The 20,469-nt window shown below is 46.0% G+C and carries 20 protein-coding genes, 1 tRNA gene and 1 pseudogene; 13 read left to right on the forward strand and 9 right to left on the reverse strand.

Translation table 11 applies throughout. From position 1 onward, the window contains the following. Positions 1-44: 44 nt before the first annotated feature. From C161_RS10005 to C161_RS10015, 3 genes are all read right to left on the reverse strand, one after another. On the reverse strand, positions 45-1,184 hold the full coding sequence (locus tag C161_RS10005; protein WP_036670053.1) for a zinc-dependent alcohol dehydrogenase: 1,140 nt from the start codon (positions 1,182-1,184) through the stop codon (positions 45-47). 79 nt (positions 1,185-1,263) lie between these two features. Then, positions 1,264-2,427, reverse strand: a complete 1,164-nt coding sequence (locus C161_RS10010) for an oxalate decarboxylase family bicupin (protein ID WP_036670055.1) — start codon at positions 2,425-2,427, stop codon at positions 1,264-1,266. A gap of 172 nt (positions 2,428-2,599) precedes the next feature. Further along, a complete protein-coding gene (locus C161_RS10015; protein WP_036670058.1) occupies positions 2,600-3,220 on the reverse strand; it encodes a GntR family transcriptional regulator in 621 nt (206 codons plus the stop codon). Positions 3,221-3,420: 200 nt separating this feature from the next. Here C161_RS10015 and garR point away from each other — a divergent pair, with 200 nt between their 5' ends. From garR to C161_RS10030, 3 genes are all read left to right on the forward strand, one after another. Continuing rightward, on the forward strand, positions 3,421-4,314 hold the full coding sequence (gene garR, locus C161_RS10020) for a 2-hydroxy-3-oxopropionate reductase (RefSeq protein ID WP_036670060.1): 894 nt from the start codon (positions 3,421-3,423) through the stop codon (positions 4,312-4,314). A 58-nt stretch (positions 4,315-4,372) separates the two neighbouring features. After that, the gene (locus tag C161_RS10025) at positions 4,373-5,797 is read left to right on the forward strand and encodes a four-carbon acid sugar kinase family protein (RefSeq protein WP_036670062.1); all 1,425 of its coding nucleotides are present in this window, start codon (positions 4,373-4,375) and stop codon (positions 5,795-5,797) included. Positions 5,798-5,889: 92 nt separating this feature from the next. Beyond that, a complete protein-coding gene (locus C161_RS10030; RefSeq protein ID WP_036609749.1) occupies positions 5,890-7,248 on the forward strand; it encodes a GntP family permease in 1,359 nt (452 codons plus the stop codon). A 90-nt stretch (positions 7,249-7,338) separates the two neighbouring features. Here the strand turns inward: C161_RS10030 and C161_RS10035 are convergent, their stop codons facing one another. Beyond that, positions 7,339-8,217 (reverse strand): SDR family NAD(P)-dependent oxidoreductase, encoded by an 879-nt coding sequence (locus C161_RS10035; protein WP_036670064.1) that lies wholly within the window; start codon positions 8,215-8,217, stop codon positions 7,339-7,341. A 169-nt stretch (positions 8,218-8,386) separates the two neighbouring features. On the opposite strand from C161_RS10035, the gene C161_RS10040 reads away from it, so the two are divergent. Then, positions 8,387-8,824, forward strand: coding sequence for a MerR family transcriptional regulator (locus C161_RS10040; protein ID WP_051449680.1), 438 nt, complete (start codon positions 8,387-8,389; stop codon positions 8,822-8,824). 64 nt (positions 8,825-8,888) lie between these two features. Here the strand turns inward: C161_RS10040 and C161_RS10045 are convergent, their stop codons facing one another. After that, on the reverse strand, positions 8,889-9,824 hold the full coding sequence (locus tag C161_RS10045; protein WP_051449681.1) for an AraC family transcriptional regulator: 936 nt from the start codon (positions 9,822-9,824) through the stop codon (positions 8,889-8,891). 160 nt (positions 9,825-9,984) lie between these two features. On the opposite strand from C161_RS10045, the gene C161_RS10050 reads away from it, so the two are divergent. The 5 genes from C161_RS10050 (at position 9,985) to C161_RS10070 (ending at position 14,666) form a co-directional block, all read left to right on the forward strand. Then, positions 9,985-10,260 (forward strand): Atu4866 domain-containing protein, encoded by a 276-nt coding sequence (locus C161_RS10050; protein WP_200869416.1) that lies wholly within the window; start codon positions 9,985-9,987, stop codon positions 10,258-10,260. 25 nt (positions 10,261-10,285) lie between these two features. Further along, complete coding sequence (locus C161_RS10055) at positions 10,286-11,023, forward strand: SDR family oxidoreductase (RefSeq protein WP_036670070.1); 738 nt, start codon at positions 10,286-10,288, stop codon at positions 11,021-11,023. A 59-nt stretch (positions 11,024-11,082) separates the two neighbouring features. Continuing rightward, on the forward strand, positions 11,083-11,985 hold the full coding sequence (locus C161_RS10060) for a LysR family transcriptional regulator (protein WP_017689438.1): 903 nt from the start codon (positions 11,083-11,085) through the stop codon (positions 11,983-11,985). Between the two features lie 159 nt (positions 11,986-12,144). After that, on the forward strand, positions 12,145-12,882 hold the full coding sequence (locus C161_RS10065) for a spermidine synthase (RefSeq protein WP_036670073.1): 738 nt from the start codon (positions 12,145-12,147) through the stop codon (positions 12,880-12,882). 272 nt (positions 12,883-13,154) lie between these two features. Beyond that, entirely contained in the window at positions 13,155-14,666 is a 1,512-nt protein-coding gene (locus C161_RS10070) for a sensor domain-containing diguanylate cyclase (protein ID WP_327196779.1), read from the forward strand. Positions 14,667-14,716: 50 nt separating this feature from the next. Here C161_RS10070 and C161_RS10075 read toward each other — a convergent pair whose 3' ends face one another. Then, a complete protein-coding gene (locus C161_RS10075) occupies positions 14,717-15,079 on the reverse strand; it encodes a winged helix-turn-helix transcriptional regulator (RefSeq protein WP_036670076.1) in 363 nt (120 codons plus the stop codon). A gap of 224 nt (positions 15,080-15,303) precedes the next feature. Continuing rightward, positions 15,304-16,296: a Gfo/Idh/MocA family protein gene (locus C161_RS10080; RefSeq protein ID WP_036670077.1), complete on the reverse strand. Its 993-nt coding sequence runs from the start codon at positions 16,294-16,296 to the stop codon at positions 15,304-15,306. Between the two features lie 226 nt (positions 16,297-16,522). Here C161_RS10080 and C161_RS10085 point away from each other — a divergent pair. Continuing rightward, a tRNA-Leu gene (locus C161_RS10085) sits at positions 16,523-16,606 on the forward strand. A gap of 105 nt (positions 16,607-16,711) precedes the next feature. Here the strand turns inward: C161_RS10085 and C161_RS10090 are convergent. Continuing rightward, entirely contained in the window at positions 16,712-16,897 is a 186-nt protein-coding gene (locus C161_RS10090) for a hypothetical protein (RefSeq protein ID WP_036609735.1), read from the reverse strand. 158 nt (positions 16,898-17,055) lie between these two features. Between C161_RS10090 and C161_RS10095 the strand changes: the two genes are divergently transcribed. Beyond that, entirely contained in the window at positions 17,056-18,210 is a 1,155-nt protein-coding gene (locus C161_RS10095; RefSeq protein WP_051449683.1) for a sn-glycerol-1-phosphate dehydrogenase, read from the forward strand. 221 nt (positions 18,211-18,431) lie between these two features. Here the strand turns inward: C161_RS10095 and C161_RS10100 are convergent, their stop codons facing one another. Continuing rightward, the gene (locus tag C161_RS10100) at positions 18,432-19,028 is read right to left on the reverse strand and encodes a helix-turn-helix domain-containing protein (protein ID WP_017689431.1); all 597 of its coding nucleotides are present in this window, start codon (positions 19,026-19,028) and stop codon (positions 18,432-18,434) included. Between the two features lie 448 nt (positions 19,029-19,476). Here C161_RS10100 and C161_RS10105 point away from each other — a divergent pair. After that, positions 19,477-19,860: pseudogene (locus C161_RS10105) on the forward strand (phage holin family protein); the annotation flags it as partial. A 285-nt stretch (positions 19,861-20,145) separates the two neighbouring features. Then, positions 20,146-20,433, forward strand: coding sequence for a Dabb family protein (locus C161_RS10110; RefSeq protein WP_017689429.1), 288 nt, complete (start codon positions 20,146-20,148; stop codon positions 20,431-20,433). Positions 20,434-20,469 lie beyond the last annotated feature (36 nt).

Below are 20,469 nucleotides of genomic sequence, written 5' to 3' on the forward strand. Positions count from 1 at the left end.
GTTCTGCTTGTTTTATTTTGCATATTTATAGTCAAAGCGACGGTTCAGGGTTTTAGTATAACTTTGGTACATTCGTCTTCATGATCGTTGAAAATGCGGTATGCATCGCTTGCATTCTCCAGTGAAATCCGATGGGAGATGATTTCCGTTGGATCAAATTCACCAGCAGTGATTTTGCGGAACAATTCAGGCATGTAATGTATAACAGGAGCTTGTCCCATTTTAAGATTGATATTGCGTTCGAACAAATTACCTAACGGAAACATGTTGTAGGAAGAGCCATATACACCCGTAAGTTGGAGTGTACCGAATTTGCGGATCGCTTTCATGCCGATTTCGATCGCACTCAGTGAACCGCCATGAAGTTTCAGCTTCTGTCCGATCTCCTCCAGCGTGGTTTTTTTACCATCCATACCTACACAGTCGATAACAACGTCGGTTCCGCCTTGTGTAATCTCACGAATGTGCTCACCCATATCATCGTAATCTTCGAAATTAAAGATCTCTGCATCGTTCAAACGTTTGGCTTTCTCCAGTCGATAGGGCAGGCGATCCACAGCAATAACACGTTTGGCACCTTTCATCGAGGCGAACTTCTGCGTCATCAGCCCAATGGGTCCACTACCGAGTACAGTGACCGTATCTCCCGGTTTAACTCCGGCATTCTCCACGCTCCAATATGCGGTTGGAAGAACATCGGACAGGAATAATAAAGCCTCATCTTCCAGTTCACAGGATTCAGGAATCACAAACGGAGTGAAGTTCCCGTAGGGAACACGCAATAATTCTGCCTGACCTCCGGGGTGGTTTCCGTAACGTTCGGTGAATCCAAAATATCCACCTGTATGAATATCCGGATTGCCATTGGAATTATCGCACTGGCTCTCCATGTCATGATTGCAATAGAAGCATTCACCACAAGCGATGTTAAAAGGCAGGACCACACGGTCCCCCTTCTTCACACGTGTCACTTCTGGACCTACTTCTTCTACAATGCCCATCGGTTCATGACCGATAACATAATCTTTGGCAGCAGGCAAGGCTCCCTGATAAATATGCAAATCGGATCCACATATAGCTGTGGAAGTAATACGAACGATAATGTCATCCTTCTGTTGCAGTTTGGGATCTTCAACCTCTTTGACTTGAATGTCCTTGATTCCCTGAAACGTAACGGCTCTCATCTTTCATATTCCTCCTTATATAGTGGGATTCTCTGACAATTACCCCATTTCAGGACTAATGATAGAGATACATACTAAATTAAACGACAGGCCATTTTACTTTACGCAAGGCATTGAGCAACTCAGGCGGCGCATTCAGATTGTCACGGACCAGATCCTGCGGGGTTAACGCCATCCACTGATTCAGCGATACATCCTCGAATCGATCACTTCGGAATATTTCCAAAAACCATAAAGTGTCTGTGCCGGTATTTTGTATATAGTGTCCCATTGCGACAGGAACATATCCGACATCTCCAGCCCGATAGTCAAATGTGCGAGCAATGCCATTGCCTCCAAAGACAGTCATTCTCCCTTGTCCTGTCAGATAGTATTGCCATTCATCTGCATTGGGATGCCAGTGCAGTTCACGCATGGCGCCAGGTCGGATCTCAACAAGTGCGGCTGCAACGGTAGTTGAGATGGGGAAGTTGGTGGAGTCGACAATCCGGACGCTTCCGCCGGGGGTAATGAGTGGTTCCTGGGCCAGCAATCGGTGTTTGAATGTGAGAGGAACGCTACCATATGGCGACTGAACTTCTTGGCTCTCGATGGAACCCGGGACGGTATCTTGGAAAATGTAGACCTGTTCCTTCGGCATTGACTGAAAAGCGGATTCGGGCACGCCGAAATTGACAGACAATACCTCTGGTGGGGTATGGGCAAACCAATCGGATATGGATAACGTATTCAGATCGGAGAAGGACCCGTCATCAAACACAAGCAGAAATTCACAACCATCCTCCAGTCCCTGAATGGAATGGGGTAGACCTTTGGGGAAAAACCAGAGATCGCCAGGCCCGACATCCGCAATAAAATTACGTCCATTCTGATCTACCGAAGTAATTCTTGCCGTTCCCCAGATCATATAGGCCCACTCGGATTGCTGATGCCAGTGCAATTCCCTTACACCTCCCGGTGTCAGGCTCATGTTCACACCTGCCAGTGTAGTGGCAATAGGGAGATCCCGTACGGTGATTTCACGTGACCAACCCCCATGGTTCAATTGCATATGGGTATCGGAAAAAGACATTCTCAGATTGGGCAATAACCCATTATCGGTTGCCGGAGGTACCAGTATATCGGGGTTTTGTATATCTCTCATGACGTCTCTGGGTCCCAGATCAGGTCCACCAGCGCCATCACTGCGAATGGGTTGCGGGATAATAAATGATTTTTCGTTAGGTTGCTGTCCTTTAGTCATTGAGTGATCCCTCCAGATTCAATAACATGTCACACGCGACATTGTATCGTTATGTTTACACCTATGAATCAGGGCCTGGATAATATGAGGGACAAACGACAAAAAAAGACGTGACCGCATGCGGTCACGTCTTTATACGGATGTGAGAAAGTCGAACAATCCATGAATCCGGTTATCGAATCAAATGAAGGCAGAATTCCAGATCGGATTGCAGATGCTCTTTCATCAGTCGTTCGGCAGTCTGCCCGTCATGTGCCTTGATCGCTTCACAGATCTGATGATGCTCTTCAATGAGGAAGGGGCGCTGATAATACACAACCGTCTGACGGAATAGATAAATGACGGATTGCATTTTGTCGAAGAGATCAATCATCAATGCGTTATTACTCGCGCGCATGATGATTTCGTGAAACTCTTTATTGGCTTCCATAATCTCTTCTTTGCTTCCGGTATGTCCCACTTGAACGCAATGCTCAAGAGCCGCCACTTCCTGGGCGGATAAGAAGGCAGCTGCAGATTGAGCCGCATGTCCCTCCAGTAACTTCCGTAATTCAAACGTATTTCTTAGATCGGTCTCGGTTAGCTTGACGACCCGTTTGTTCACGACTAATCCTTCCTGTTCCAGCCGGCGGATGGATTCTCGGATCGGAGTCCGGCTTACATTCAGATCGGTCGCCAGCTTCTCTTCCACAAGTTTGGTTCCCGGAGAAAGGGTGCCTTGCAAAATCATGTCCCGCAGAACTTCATAGGCCTGCTGATAAGCTGGACGGGACTTGTCCGTACTTGGTTGCATTGTATTTCACCTCTCCCTTTACTTTAGCGAAAAAGAAGGCAATAAACAACAAGATTAAAAACCAAATTTTAATTTTCGGATACATAAATAATAAAATTGTATACAAAAATTAAAATGTTGTGTACAATAACGAATGTGAACAGGAATGATAGCGATTACAAGAGTGAAAAGCGAAGAATTTAGGCTGGAGGGATTGCAAGATGAAGAAACGAATTGGATTTATTGGACTCGGTATTATGGGACGTCCTATGTCATTGAACCTGATCCGGGCGGGATATGATGTAAGCGTATACGATATTAATCAAACGGCTGTGATGTCATTGGCTGATGCAGGAGCGCGAGGCGCAGCATCTCCGAAAGAGGTGGCTGAGCATAGTGATGTCATCTTCACGATGCTGCCCAACTCAGAGCATGTCCGCACCGTTATAACGGGCGAACAAGGTGTGCTGGCAGGAGCCAATACGGGAAGTATCATTATCGACATGAGCTCAATCTCGCCGGTCGTTTCCAAAGAGCTGGCTCAGCTTGTATCCAAATCAGGCTTGCATATGTTGGATGCGCCCGTAAGTGGTGGGGAACCCAAAGCTATAGATGGTACACTCGCCATCATGGTGGGTGGCAATGAAATGATTTTCGAATCTGTGAAAGAGGTTCTGCAAGTGGTCGGACAGGATGTAACGCGAGTGGGGGATAATGGTTCAGGTGCAACAGCCAAGCTGGCGAATCAGATTATCGTGAACCTGAATATTGCCGCCATGTCCGAAGCGCTTGTATTTGCAGCCAAGGCTGGCATTGATGTAGAGAAGATGTATCAGGCAATCCGTAGTGGCCTTGCTGGAAGTGCGGTACTGGATGCAAAAGTTCCACTCATTCTGGATCGTAACTTTGTCGCTGGGGGACGCATTGATATTAATCTCAAAGACATGACCAATGTGATGGAAACGGCGCATGATATCGGTGTTCCTTTACCGCTCAGCAGTCAGTTGCTGGAGATTTTCCATGCACTGAAGATTGATGGTAAAGCCGCAGATGACCATGGCGGAATCGTTCAGTATTTTGAGAAACTCGCAGGTGTAGAAGTGAATCGGGTCTAATAAAAAATTAAAAAAAGAAAAAAGAATGTTAATAGATATAGATATGAGGTGGAGAGACATGACCTATCAGACGTTATCGGATATCCCCGCAGCTCTTCGGACGGACAACTCTTCTGAAGGAGTGCAAGGACAGATTAGGCAATTGCAGGATGCGAGGGCTCGCAAAATTATCGTGCTGGATGATGACCCAACCGGTGTACAGACGGTTCATGATATTGATGTGTTGACACAGTGGGACAAGCCACTGTTGCAGGAGGCGTTTCGATCCTCTGAATCGTTATTCTATATTCTGACCAATACACGAGGGCGGGATGCAGATACAGCGGAACGTATTAATCGGGAGATTGCCCGCAATGTGCAAGAGGTTGCAGCAGAGGAAGGAACGAGTTTCACCTTTGTGAGTCGTAGTGACTCCATGCTACGTGGTTATTATCCGCTGGAGACGGATGTGCTAGCCGAAGAAGTGGCGCGTGTCAGCGGACGTGCATATGACGGACAACTGATCATTCCGGCCTTTTTCGAGGCAGGACGGGTTACGATAGGCAACACGCATTATATGGTTGAGGGCGAACAGTTGATTCCAGTTCATGAGACGGAATTTGCCAAGGATAAAGTATTTGGGTATGAGCATGGAGATCTGCCATCGTGGGTAGAGGAGAAGACTTCAGGCTGTATTAAGGCTAGTCGCTGTCTTACCATTTCACTGGAGGAAATCCGTCAAGGAGTCGATGCAGTCAAAGTGATTTTGCTGAAAGCCGAAGACAATGTACCGATTATCGTGAATGCGCTCTCTTATGCAGATATGGATGTACTTTCTCTGGCTTTGCTGCAAGCAGAGGATGAGGGGAAAGCTTATATTTTCCGGACGGCGGCCTCCTTTGTCAAATCGTATGCAGGCATCTCGGATCAGGCATTTCTGCCGAAAGAACAGCTGATCGCAAGCGGACAGGAACAACATGGCGGAATCGTTGTTGTTGGTTCCTATGTGCAGAAGACGACTCGTCAACTGGAACAACTGCTTACGTTTCCGGGCATCATCAGTCTGGAGATCGATGTGGAGCGTGTATTAACGCCGGATGGATATACGGAAGAAATTCGACGTGTGATTGGTGAAGCGAACAGACAGCTTGCGGAGGGCAACAATGTTGTTGTATACAGCAGCCGTAAGCTCATCACCGTAGAAGGACATGAGGGCAATTTCAAGATCAGTCAGACGGTATCGTCCGCGTTGGTCGAGATTGTGCAATCTCTTGAAGTCGTACCGAAGTTCATTATTGCCAAAGGTGGCATTACATCCAGTGATGTGGCAACAAAAGGTCTGGCCATACGCAAAGCAAGGGTGCTCGGTCAAGTGGCTGCGGGCATTCCGGTATGGTTGACAGGGGAAGAAGCCAAATTCAGTGGTATCCCATATATCGTGTTTCCAGGGAATGTTGGCGGGGAACGTGCGCTACTGGAGACGGTAGAGAAGATCGAAGCTTAAGCTTAATACGAAGGTGCGCAGTGTTCAGGTCGTTTGGGCCAGTGTAATTCTGCGTGCTGACACAACATAACAACTTGGGGGAGGCTATTCGGATGTATTCCGTATTCGGTCTTAGTCATGATGCAAGTCTGCTGCTCTACGCACTGATATCCATTCTTGGATTGATTCTGTTAATTGCCAAATTTAAAATGAATCCATTTGTTGCCCTAATCGTGGGCGCTGTCTTTATGGGATTGATCTCGGGTATGCCGTTCACGGATATCGTGAAGTCTTATCAGGAAGGTGTTGCAAGCGTTCTCGGATTCATCGCGATTGTTCTGGGACTTGGAACGATGCTCGGGAAACTCATGGCCGAGTCTGGTGGGGCCGAACGAATAGCCCAGACACTCGTTCGTGTCTTCGGTGAGAAGAATGTACACTGGGCGATGATGGTTGTTGCACTGATCTGTGGTATTCCGGTATTTATCCAGGTTGGGATCGTGCTACTCTTCCCGCTGGTATTTGTTATTGCGAAGCATACAGGGACGTCGCTGATCAAAATCGGACTTTCACTTGTCGCGGGTCTTGCCGTGGTACACAGTCTGATTCCGCCTCATCCGGCGGCGATGCTCGCGGTAGGAATCTTCAATGCCGATGTTGGTAAAACAATATTCCTGGCTCTGATTGTATCCCTTCCAGCCGCAGCAATTGCAGGTCCGCTCTATGGAACATGGATTTCCAAGCGGATCAAAGTCGAGACTTCAAGTGAGCTAATGGAACAGTTCACTGAGACCAAAGATCGGGAACTGCCTGGTTTCGGCATCACCCTCTTTACGATCTTGCTTCCGGTGATTCTGATGTTGCTCGCTACGATTGTGGATCTGATTTTACCAGAGACAAACGGATTCCGTCAGGTCGTTGATTTCATCGGTAGTCCGATTATTGCACTGCTGCTCGCTTTGCTCTTTTCCTTTTATTCTTTTGGATATGCACGTGGTTTCAGCAAACAGCAGATATTGAAATATACAAATGATTGCTTGGGCCCAGTTGCTTCCATTATCTTGCTGATCGGTGCAGGAGGCGGATTCAACCGTATCCTGACAGACAGCGGTGTAGGTGACGCGATAGCGGGTTTTGCCCAAAGTGCGCATCTGTCGCCACTCGTGCTGGCCTTTGTTATTGCCGGATTGATTCGTGCGGCGGTAGGTTCAGCTACGGTTGCTATGACAACAGCGGCGGGCATTGTGGCTCCAATCGCTATGACGATGCCGGGGGTAAGTCCGGAGTTGCTGGTGCTCGCAACGGGAGCAGGTTCAATTATTTTGTCCCATGTGAATGATTCGGGATTCTGGATTGTCAAAGAGTATTTGAATCTGTCTGTGCCGCAGACACTTAAGACATGGACGGTCATGGAGACCATTCTCGGATTTGCCGCCTTTGGCATGGTGTTATTGTTGAGTGTCTTTATCTAACAAGGAAAAAAACCATAAAGCCTATAAACCTAAAAACACGCCGCTATGGCGTGTTTTTCTGTTATGTTTACTGCTCACCATCCATCATGATTAAGATGGGGTGATTGTGGTCTTTCCAGACTTCGTTGTACGAAAACGCTGCTCGTAGATCTCGTTTACCCGCTTTAAAACAGCAGGGCCTTGCTCTGTGAAGCGAAGCGCTGCCGCTTTATTTTTAACCAGGAACGCACCGGATTCGTGTCTGGCTGGGGATAAGGCCGCATTGTAGAGCAGCGAAGCGCCATGGCTTGGATGAGGAAAGAACCATTTCATGATAGGTTTGATATAGAAGGGCAGGCCGGATGTTTTGTTGCCCCTTAGCGTGTTATTTCCACCGGGATCTACGCTTAGTAATTGTATGCCATCCGCACTGGCAGACTTGGCAACCTCGCGTGTCCATAGGGATAAGCCGAGCTTCGAGGTGGCATAAGGACCAAACAGCTTTTTGAATTCGGCTGGACGTTCCAGGATGTTCATATCAAATTGTCTGACCATATTGAACGAGGTGGTGGAAGTATTAATAACTGTTTTCATCTGTCCTTTGAGTAATAGCTCAACTAATTCCATGTAGATGATGTAAGGGACTATCGTCTGAAGTTCAAAGTGCAGTTCATGCCCCTGATCAGAGAAACGAAGTTCGGCAGCGCTACCCCCGGCATTGTTAAACAAGACATCAATCGAATCGGTATCGGATTTAATCTGATCCAGTGCAGTTCTCAGACTGTCATAGTTGGTCAGGTTAGCCTGAACCCAACGGAGCTGGCCTGAACGTAAGGCGTTCTGAATATCGGTATCCTCGGATGGGAAAGCAGAACGGTTGAGACCGATTACCTGCCATCTCTCAGCGAGTAACCTGCGTGTCAGTTCAAGACCAATTCCTGACGTTGAACCTGTGATGAGAGCGGTGCGAAGCTGATTTTGTATATTCATATATACCTCCAGATAGAATGGGATTACAGAACGAATCTGTATGCTGCGCTCATTCTATAACTTGGAGTCGACTCCAAGTCAAGGGGTGTTGGGGTGGAAAGGATCATGCTTGACTTGGAGTCAGCTCCAAGTTGTAATATGGAGAGAAATGAATGTGGAGGAGGCCCATATGATGAGTGAGAATGAAGTGTTCTCCATTAAAGAAACGTCAGAACAGGCCGGATTATCAGAAGATACAATTCGTTATTATGAGAAGATTGGGCTGCTTCCCCGAGCGGAACGCAAAGCCAATCGCCATCGGGTATATCGCTCGGAGGATATCCATACGATGAAGTTGATCACTTGCCTGAAAAAAACAGGAATGTCTCTGGAAGAAATGAAGCCTTATTTACAAATGTCCATGGATTCCGATCTCGCCGATTTCCCGGATGAACGGGAGATGCTGGTGAATCACCGGAAGAAAGTTGAAGCACAGATTGCTTCGCTACAGCAGGTGGTTGATTTTATCGACGAGAAGTTGGAGAAACGAAGTATGTATCCTGATGAATGTCCTATTACCGGGGAGAACCAGATATCTGTTTTTGAAAAACAGAACCTATTCTCTTGATGGCGCTGCTGCCTATTTGAATCTGAAAACCCACGTCATGATGACGCGGGTCTTTTTGTTGTTTCTAGTTTTTAATATCGAGTGTATGACGAAGTCGTTTGATATCGCTTTTGGGAGGGAGACCATACATGCGTGCATACTCCCGGCTGAATTGAGACGGACTTTCATAGCCAACCTGGAACGCAGCGTCGGCGGCATCGGTTGAACCTGCTAGCAACATTCGCCGGGCTTCATGCAATCGAATTTGTTTCTGGAATTGCAAAGGACTCATGGCGGTAATGGCTTTGAAATGATGATGTAATGAGGAAGAACTCATGTTGATCATGGCAGCAAGTTGCTCAATCCGAAGTGGCTTAGCGTAATCGGATTGGATGACTTCGATCACCTCGGCGATGTGCTGTGCATGACTGTCCTGAATAGCAAACTGCTTGATGGAGTGTCCATGTTCATCCTGGATAATACGATATAGAATTTCGCGGATAAACATAGGGGCAAGGACAGGAATGTCTTCAGGTGTATCCAGCAGCCGAACCAATCGGATCACGGCTTCAAGAAGGGAAGGTTTGGTTGAGCTAACAAACAATCCTCTTTGTGTTGAATGGTCAGGTTTGGGTTGAGCAGAAGGGGTATCGTGAATCAGATCGAAAATCTGCCCTGAATCAAAATCCAGTCGAATACATAGATAGGGATGTTCGGTTGTAGCCTGTACAACCTGTCCTGAAATAGGCAAGTTTACGGAAGCTACCAAATATTGTGACAGGTTGTAGGTGTAGCTCTCTCGGCCGAGTATAACTAATTTGGAACCTTGGGCGACAATGCAGAGGGAAGGCTGATAAACGGAATATATGGGTTGTGAGATCTCGGAGGCACGGATTAAGGCAAGGGATGGAATTGCTGTTGGATGTATCCCGTCACTTGGGGTGAAATGCTCAATAAGCTGAGCCAATTGTTGCTGCTGCTCCGTGATGCTCGTATCCGTTTCATTTGTTTTGATAAGCATGAATTGCAGTCCCCCTTGTAAAGCACGATTACTATTATTTTAAAATGCTCTGGAGGAATAGGCAAGAATACTGCGGGATTTTTCTATCGTACAAAGGTTGATCCTTTACATAATGGAGAGAAGCCACGGAATCTTTTGAAGCAGAAAGGAGTGAGAAACAATGGAGCGCAATTCAATGGGCGACCAACAAGAATCAAAACACCCGTATGTGGGGATGTGGGTCACGAAGGATGGATATATCAGACATGAACTTCTTCCTTGCGGTAGATATGATGAAGCGAGAGGAGATCGGCAAAGTGCATATCAGGGTCGCTATGTTGTTCATGGGAAACATATAGAGTACGTGGATGATACGGGATTTACAGCGGATGGAGACTTCAGGGACGGCGTTTTGTACCATGCAGGCATGGTTTTGTATAGAGAAAATGTACAATAACAACTAAATAAGGAGCGATTAAAATATGTCCAATGTAAAAGGGAAAGTGGTTGTCATTACCGGTGCGAGTAGTGGAATTGGCGAGTCAACAGCTCGATTGCTTGCACAGCATGGAGCACATGTAGTTATTGGAGCTAGACGTATGGAACGTTTGGAGGCATTGGCCTCCTCCATTCGTTTGGAGGGCGGATCGGTGGAGTATCATTCGCTGGATGTTACCAGATTGGAAGAGATGCAAACCATCGTTGACCTCGCTCAAACTCGCTATGGACGTATCGATGTTATTTTAAATAACGCTGGAGTTATGCCGCTATCTCCCCTTGAATCGTTAAAAGTAGATGAGTGGAATCGCATGATAGATGTTAACATTCGTGGGGTTCTGCATGGCATTGTAGCTGGACTACCCGTCATGAAAAAGCAGGGTTTCGGCCAGTTTATTAATATCGCCTCTATTGGAGCCTATGCCGTGTCACCAACGGCAGCGGTGTATTGTGCAACCAAATATGCGGTCCGCGCCATCTCGGAGGGGTTGCGACAGGAAGTAGGCGGAGATATCCGTGTAACCCTTGTATCACCGGGCGTGACGGAATCGGAACTCGCGGATACGATTTCTGATGAAGAAGCACGTGATCTCATGAAAGAGTATCGGCGCATATCGATTCCTGCCTCGGCGATTGCGCAAAGTATCTTGTATGCCATTAGCCAGCCGGCAGAGGTGGACGTAAATGAGATTGTAGTGAGACCGACAGCAAGCATGGCTTAAGTTCGGATCCTCTTTTGGTATATAATAGATTCAATTGATACGAAAAGAGGAATAGTGCAGTGACATTACAACAACTAAAATATGTGATCGAAGTGGCCACGCGCGGTTCCATGAATGAAGCAGCCAAAAGGTTGTTTATCTCGCAACCCAGCCTTTCGAATGCCATTCGGGATCTGGAGCAGGAGTTGCGAATTACTATTTTTGAACGTACCAATAAGGGAATATCTCTGTCTAAAGAAGGCGTTGAGTTTCTGAGTTATGCACGTCAGGTGGTAGAACAAGCTGAATTGCTGGAGAATCGTTATCTGAACGCCAAGCCATCCCCGCAGCACTTCTCTGTATCGACGCAGCATTATGCGTTTGCAGTGAATGCCTTTGTTCGTCTGGTACAGCAGTATGGTCAGGATGAATACGAGTTGGCGCTTCGGGAGACAAAGACCTACGAGATTATTCAGGACGTGAAAAGCCTGCGCAGTGAAATTGGCATCCTGTATTTGAATGAGTTCAATGCCAAGGTGATTAACAAATTGTTAAAAGATGCGGGATTGGTTTTCACGAGTTTGTTCACAGCCAAGCCTCATATCTTTATCAGTGTGAAGAACCCGCTGGCGAAGCAGGAGTCGGTTGCAATCGAGCAACTGCAGGATTATCCGTACTTGTCATTTGATCAGGGAGAGTACAATTCCTTTCACTTTTCCGAAGAGATTCTGAGTACGTTATCTCACCCCAAAAGCATACAGGTCAATGACCGCGCAACATTGTTTAACCTGTTGATTGGTCTGAATGGTTATACGATTTCTACAGGTGTACTTAGCGCTGATCTGAACGGAGACGAGATAATTCCTGTACCGCTGGAATGTGAGGAATCCATTAATGTAGGGTGGATAAGCCACAAGAGCACTTCTCTCTCTAATCTGGGTGTAGCATATGTCCAGGCTCTGCATGAGGCCATAGGGTCTTAGAAGTGTTAAATGGTTCATCAAAAGGCCGTTTCCGAATGAGTCGGAACGGTTTTTTGTTGTACTATGATCTTTAAAGTATAGGGTGGTATGTTGTCATCCCGTGTAATAGAATGAAGGTATATGTCGAATGTGTGCAATAGATTGAAGGGAGAACGGTTAGTGAGAGTTCTGTATCGGAATAAAAGTGAACAGCATGAGCTGACGGTATATGATACCAAAAAGCTTTATGGAGAGAAGGGCCAGTTTCGTGTATTAGAATTCTCCAACGCAGCTGTGCAGGGAGCCATGGATCTGGATGAGCCTAACCGGATGGTGTTGGAGTATCCGAGAGCGATAGTGCATCTAATGGAACGGAATGATCCTGAGTTTGATACCGTATTTGTGGTGGGACATGGTATTGGCACATTGCCAACCTACTTGTCTCATCGTCAGGTAAAGGTGGCTGAGCTTGACGCAGAGGTCGTGGAGTTGAGCCGGACCTTTTTTGGTTATGAGGGAAGCCCTGTGCTCATTGGGGATGGTCGTGAATTATTGGGCCAGGAACCTGCTGCGTCATATGATTATATTATTATTGATGCCTTTACGGCAACGGGTACACCCGAGCAGTTTATATCCAGTGATTTTTTTGCCGTGGTCAAGGACAAGCTGGACTCGGACGGAGCTGTCATCCTTAATGTGTTTGGGCGTGCGGGCAACGATCTGCTTGTCAATGCGATCTATACGACACTTCAGGCACAGTTTGCCTATACACGTGCATTCGCATTACCTACAGAAACAGCGGATGAAGTTCAAAATCGCATTTTAATGGGTAGTCATCACCCGATCGAATTTCAGGTTCGTCAGATGGCAGGGTTTGTTGAACAAGAGCCAGAAGAAGGATATATCATTGTCGATTAGGACGATCCTGAACAGTGATTCTTCCAGGGAAAGTAAAATGTCATTAAATCGTCAATCTTACGATGTAATTGTTAAGATTTCTCAGTCTCTTTATTTGATCTTAACAACTTTCGTATAAGATAGAAGGAATATGCTTTTTCATGAAAATCCGGGGGAAGTAAACGATGATTGCACAGATCAAGAGATCTAGAAGATTACGAAGAAAAATAAAAAACATCAAGAAGATCAGCCTCACGGCTTTACTCGGCGGGTTGGTCACTATTTCAGTTATAATGACATTGACCCTCATGGTCATCTCATCTTATACATCTCAGAAACAGTCACTCATTGATAACACCCTGTCCCTAAACTATGCAAGCGCTGTGCAAATGAGCCAAACGCTGGATTCGCTTTTTTATTCCATGCAGGAGAGCTTGAAATATGCAGCCAATTATTTCCCGGATATGGATCACTCCAATACAAAAGAGTTGAATTCCACATTGGATTTGGTTCGCAATAGCAGTAATTTTTTCAATTCCGTTTCTTTGGTAGATAAAGCGGGAGTAGTTAGGTCTACCTCACCTTACTCACAGGCTAGCGTAGGTCACCATGTTAGTTCCAATGCAGCAAAAGAAGCGGTTAGCTTGAGGACTTCGTATATCTCCGAAGCGTACCAGACACCCAGAACCAAACGCAGAATTGTATTTGTCAGTGAACCAATCTTTGATTCGGCAGGGGAGTACCAAGGAACGATTGGTGGAAATATCTTTTTACAGGAAAATAATATATTGAGTCTGTCTTTTGGCAGTCAGCTCAAGACAAGTAATGGGTCCTACTTTTTTATTGTGGATAAGAAGGGCACTTTGTTATTTCACCCTAACACCAACCGAATTGGTGAAAATGTCAGTAAAAATGAAGTGGTGCAAAAGCTGCTAGTAAACAAGAACGGTAAAGAACAATACAAAAACCTGGCAGGTGTGGATTCGCTTGCAGGTTATTACAAAGTTCCATCAACAGGTTGGGGCGTCGTAATCGTGTCTCCAACCCAAACGGTGTACGATCAGTTGAATCATCATATCCGTATGTTGTTGCTGTACACCTCAGTGCCTTTCCTGATCCTGACCCTTATTGTGGTTCGGGTTGCACGCAAGCTGGCCAGTCCTTTTGCTATGCTGGCTGATTTGGTGAATCAGGTCGATAAGGGACAAGTAGATCTGCCTGTGATGAAACCTCACTGGAATAGAGAGGCAGACCTTCTAACAAGAGCAGTTGTTGGCGCCTTGGCGAACTTTAGGAAACAGACAAACCAGCTTGTCTATGATGCCAGAACAGATGTTTTAACAGGCATGAACAATCGCAGAACCTTCGAAGAAGTCATTCAGGAATGGATTCAGGATGAGGTACCGTTCTCCATTATTGTTCTGGATATTGACCGCTTCAAGTCCATTAATGATACTTTCGGGCATCATGCTGGGGATGAAGTATTAAAACACATTGCCAATATCATTCAATTGTCTGTTCGACCAGAAGATGTCTGCGCCCGGTTTGGTGGAGAGGAATTTGTAGTCTTGTTAAGAAATTCCGAGTCTAACGTCGCTTTTGAGATTGCTGAACGTATCCGAATAACGGTCGAAGAAAGCGTATTGCCTATAGATCGTTCCGTCACCATCTCGGCTGGAATTGCTGAATATCCGAAGCACTCCACAACATCCACAGAACTGTTTCACTTGGCGGATAATGCATTGTATCAAGCGAAGGAAGAGGGACGTAACCGTACGGTTACGATCCAATCGGTTATTAAATAAGCAAGCAAAGAAGCTGTTCCCTAAAAACTAGGGACAGCTTCTTTTGTGTACTATATCTCTTGTGAGGATCTGGCCAGAACCTCATTTGTATAGGTTTCTCCCCAATCTCGCATGCTGAAGATAATCGGGCGTAACGTTTCACCAAATGGTGTGAGGGAATACTCCACTTTAGGTGGGATCTGGGGGTATATTTCACGATGAACAATTCCGCTGCTTTCCAACTCTCGAAGTTGCAGGGTGAGCATACGCTGGGTAATGTCAGGAAACAATTTTCGGATCTCGTTAAATCTCAAAGGACCAGAGAATAAATGATACAAAATGGCACCTTTCCATTTGCCTCCGATCACACTGAGGGTAACTTCCACGGAACAGCCGTATGGCGCGGGACATAGCTTGGTCGCGTCCTTTTTCATTATAAGTACACCTCCACTTTCCGGTGATTTTCTATAGTATCTATTTGGGTGGTTATATTACATAACGTACGTATAGTTCATGAAAGAGCATATCACTTATGATGCGGATTATAAACCCTAATTATAGTCGAAGGCAGATGTGTTGATGTCTCTAAGATAAAAAAAGAGCCCGGGTTTCAGGCTCTTCGCTGGATGTATAAAATATGATGATGAGCGTATATACGCTACTTCAGTGACGATAGAATGGAGTCACATAGAGCCATCGTTGCAATATTATCCTTGGCACTGGAATGTGGGACAGTCTGATTCTGGCAACACGCGATGAAGTGCGCCATTTCACCAACAAATCCGCGTAGATAAAGGTCCCGATAAGCTCCGGACATGGGAGATCCGGAAGGTGCATATACAGTATCTTGCTCCTCGAGAGATTTCCAGGGAAGGCTGGTCGAGCTTCGGGATTGATGAACAGTAAGTGTGTTGATCTCTTCAGCTGACGCAAATCCGTTGTCAAAGGTGACGAGTACACTTTCACTCTCCCGTGACCAAGCATTCATGCCGGTAAAATAAGCGCTACCTACTACGTTATTTTCAAATACAAGGGAAATGCTTTGATTAATGTGTTCCCCATCCTTCACGGTTGTGCCTGTAACTCGTATTGCTTCTCCGAATAAGTAACGCATCAGATCAACCATATGAATGGCAGCGAGCTTCATGAACTGTTCCTCATCCTTGCAAAATGGGGTACTGTCTACAGCGAATTTCATCTGGAATGAACGTACCTTACCTAGCGAACCACTATCAATTAGCTCCTTCAGCTTCATGTATATGGGGGCATAACGTTTCATAAAACCAACCATGACAACGACGCCAGCCTGCTCGGCAGCTTCTGCTACAGTGGCGGCTTCCGCTGCGTTCCATCCGAGCGGCTTATCCACGTATACATTCTTGCCAGCCCGAATGCATTCGAGAACAAGAGCGGTCTGATCTACAGGCTGGGCGACCACAACGACACCGTCACAAGTTTCCTGCAGTAACATAAGCTGAGCATTGTCATACGCTTGTCCGTTGCTGCCAAATCGCAGCAGAGCTGCTTCAGAGCGTTCCATACTGCGTGTGGCAATGGCCTGGATCTGCGCTCCGGCTTCAACAACAGAAGGATAAATATTCGTGGATGCATGAAACCCGGCACCGATAAAGCACAGATGGGTTGTTTTCAAGGTGGATCTCTCCTTCATTTTTGCATTCTTATGGATGGTATATTTGTTGTTTAATGCTACGATAGGGTGTTTGAAGTTGAGAAAAAAGGACATATGTCCTTTTCGTGAATGAATAAAAAAAGAAGTTGCATTTTTATTTTGGAGCATGTATACTCTGAATTATGGTAAAACAAGGAATTGTTTCACCGGAACGCTTTTCATCGATGGATGAGGAGATACATATTATGCGGTCGTGGCGGAATTGGCAGACGCGCACGGTTCAGGTCCGTGTGGGCTAACCCCCGTGGAGGTTCGAGTCCTCTCGACCGCATCTAACAAAAAAGGTTCGTGAGTTGCTCTAGGGCAATTCACGAACCTTTTTTTATTTTGTGGATCATTCGTGTGAAGCCTACATTTTGCTACCAGCATGCCAATGCTAATGTTGCCGCTGGCGCAGAATGACTGCCGTGATGATCCCGGCAATGGCTCCTGCAATACCAAATAGCGTTACACTGGCAACCACTTCAACCGACTGGAGACGAAACAAAAAAGCGATACCGCTGCCAAAAGTGGTTCCGGCGAGAAATCCGAGCGAAATTCCTAATTCTTTCGTTAATTTCATTGCTTCACCTACTTGGAAATGTGAGATATGGATTTGCAAATATTGGGTACAGGCAGTAAAGTGTGATCAGGAAAATCATCACATTTTATTTCCTTTTTTATCTTGTGGTTTTAACCCGTTAATTATGCATGATATCTCATATGGGAGGGTAAGAGCGAATGAATATGAACGAACGAATTGCAGCATGGAATGAGGAAGCACAGCAGTGTGCTTGCGGTCATCAACACAGAGTGGTGGATATGCTGATACATCTGGAAGCTGGTGCCATTCAGAGGTTACCGGGTTATTTGTCTGAGCAAGGATATCGTCAGGTGACGGTTGTTTATGATCGACATACGTTTCGGGCCGCCGGATCTGATGTGCTGAGTAGTATTCGCGAAGCGGGAATGCATGTGGATGAGATCGCTCTACCGGAGAATCGCACGGGGGATATCATTGCGGATGAAGCAGCTATTGTACAGGTCATGTTGGGTGTGAGACTCGAAAGTCAGGCTGTGATTGCGGTGGGTTCAGGTACCATTCATGATCTGGTGAGATTTGTTTGTTCCAAAATGAATAAGCCCTTTCTGTCGATACCGACAGCGGCTTCAGTAGATGGCTTTACCTCTGCGGGTGCACCCTTAATTGTAAGCGGAATCAAACAGACATTTCAGGCTGTTCCGCCTGAAGCCATTTTTGCTGATATGAATATCCTGGAGCAAGCTCCCCAAGTGATGACGGCTGCCGGATTCGGAGATATGCTTGGCAAATATACTTCCCTTGCAGATTGGATTGTTTCTCGTGATCTGGGCGGGGAACCGTTCTGTCCGGTTGCTTATCGGATGACAGAAGAAGCGCTGCATACCTGCATAGATCATGTACAAGCGATTGCGGAGGGGCGAGCAGAAGGAGTAGCTGTATTAATGGACGCATTAATTGTTTCCGGTATCTCCATGCTGATCATTGACCATTCCCGTCCGGCATCCGGAGGTGAGCATCATCTGTCCCATATTTTGGAGATGGATCTGATGCAAGCGGGAGAAAGACCGGTTCTGCATGGTGCCAAAGTTGGTGTAGCATGTGCATTGCTTACAGTAAAATATAAAGAACTTGCACAGACATCGGGTGAACCAGTGTTTGGGATATATGATCAATTGCCGGAGGCTTCTCAGCTCATCGCATGGTTGGAACAAGTAGGTGGACCTGTGACTACTGAGCAACTCGGTGTAACCCCGGAGATGGTGGAACATGCATTCAACACAGCGCATACACTTCGTCCTCGATATACCGGTTTGAGATATATCAATGAAGTGTTAAACACGAGGTTAGGATGACCTTTGGAGAGAATGGTCCTGATGAAATGCATTAACTTCGCTTTTAGCGGGCTGTGATGGCTCTCCTTGGGAGCAAAAGACGAAAAAGGGTAGGTTATCTGACATTTCTGATGGAATAGCCAGAACAGTGCTTTAAGTCCGAGAGAGAAGGCATGCATTTATTTTAAAAAAGGCTCTGGCCTCCCTATGGGGAGATCAGAGCCTTTTGGCTGTTCGCTTATTTAGTTGTTGCGACGATCTTTCAAGATGACATCTGCGAACAAAATAGTTTTCGGGATACGGAAAAATTGCTCCGCTTGTTCCTGAAATGCAGCAGAAGGCAGTGTTCCCTGATGCAGCCATTTGCGGAAAGTGCCGGGATGAACCCCGATCCAGTGGCTGACATCTGTCACCGACAGATCATGGACCATACACAAGCCTGTCAAAATACGGTTACTAACCGGAGAACGGGTCACCGTACGCTTCATGAAGCGAGATGACTCGGGTTGACATATGACAGGGCTATTACGCACAACTTCTTCATTGAAGAGAATATGACGCGGGTAGCCGAGTAATTGGCAAGTCTTGTCCAAATTGGTACTGCCGGGTATCCGTCCTTCATATACCCACGCACTGACACTGCGTGAAGAGATGGAGAGGTCTTCAGCAAGCTGGGACAACTTGATATCATTGGCCATCAGCACGGCAAGAAGAACACGATTGCGGATTTGACAGCGTGTCGGTTTTCGGAATCGTTTAACACGGACGCCTTTTCCCAAGTATTTACGGTTGATCAGAGACCACGCCTGGATGGAATGTTGTTCTGGTTGATTAGGCATATTTCCTCCGATTTTTTTTAACCAAATACTACAATAAACAACGGGGTACTTTCAAGTGCCGGGATTACCGGTTACAAATGCGTCAATGCGTCAATTCACGATAAAGAGGGAACTACGAACTAGACCATGCGCAATTCACATCCTAGTATATTCCTAGATTACAATGTTTCACTAAAAATGAGGGGAGAAATTGGACAGGAATAAAAATAATATAGTTCTAATTACTTATTACTAGGTCTAAAGAACTTTTATCTGTTTTTTGTTGATATGATGCGGTTTATTTCCCTGAATTCCCCAAAAGCATGTGATTTTCGTTCCCCTGTTGTGAAGAGGATGTGCACAAATCTGAAATGATAAATCCGCATGTTCAGCATGACATGTGACCTGTCAAATCTCTTACTTTTACATATATTGTATGATACTCAAGTGTAAAGGAGAGGTGAGGAACGTGCATCTATCTGTGAATACCTTTGCTGTCATCTCGGGAGCATTTGTTACGTTTGCTTTTGGCGGATGGGATCAATTGCTGAGCCTGCTCGCGGTCGCGATGGCTGTGGATTATATAACAGGTTTGGCAGCGGCGGTAAGAACAGGTACCGGCTTGAATAGCAACATTGGATTCTGGGGGATTGCCCGCAAAGGGCTCATGCTGACCGTTGTTTTGCTTGCTCATCGAATTGATCTGATCATGGGAACCGATTTTATCAAAGGCGGAGCTATTTATTTCTATCTGGTGAATGAACTCATTTCGATTACCGAGAATTATGCCAAAATCGGTCTTCCATTGCCTGCAAAGCTCAGACAGGCCATTGCAGTGTTGAAGAAACAGGAGGATCAGGAGTATCTGACGAATCGTGAATGGTCCAAACCGCAGCAAACCCCGGACAACATCAAACAGCAGGCTGAAACAGGACAAACTTTGCAGGATGACTCCGTGAAACAGACAGAGGATGGATCTCAAAAGAAATCCGAATCGAAAGGAAACGGTTCGGATTAGTTTTTCTTATCAAGAGAACGTTTCCAAGTATCCTTTCGTAATAGAGAACGTTATGATATATTTTGGATACATGAAAATTCATTCATTTCTACTATTATATTAAACGAGGTGTTTGCCCAGATGATAAAACATATTGTCCTGTTCAAAATGAAAGATCGCTCAGCAGAAAGCATTGAAGCTGCAGCCCAGGTGCTTCGCAATCTGGAAGGTAAAATTGATGTCCTGGTTTCACTTGAAATCGGGATTGATGTGCTTCGCTCGGAGAGATCGTTCGACATTTCACTCACAGCGGAGTTTGCGTCACTGGAGGATCTCCAGGCGTATCAGGTACACCCGCTTCATCAGGAAGTTATCAAGTACATGAACGAAGTCAGAGAACAGTCAATTGCAGTGGACTACGAAATCTGATCTTTCATTCAAACTACGTTGAGATAAAGGGGACTC

Source organism: Paenibacillus sp. FSL R5-192 (assembly GCF_000517845.1).
Taxonomy (GTDB): domain Bacteria; phylum Bacillota; class Bacilli; order Paenibacillales; family Paenibacillaceae; genus Paenibacillus; species Paenibacillus amylolyticus.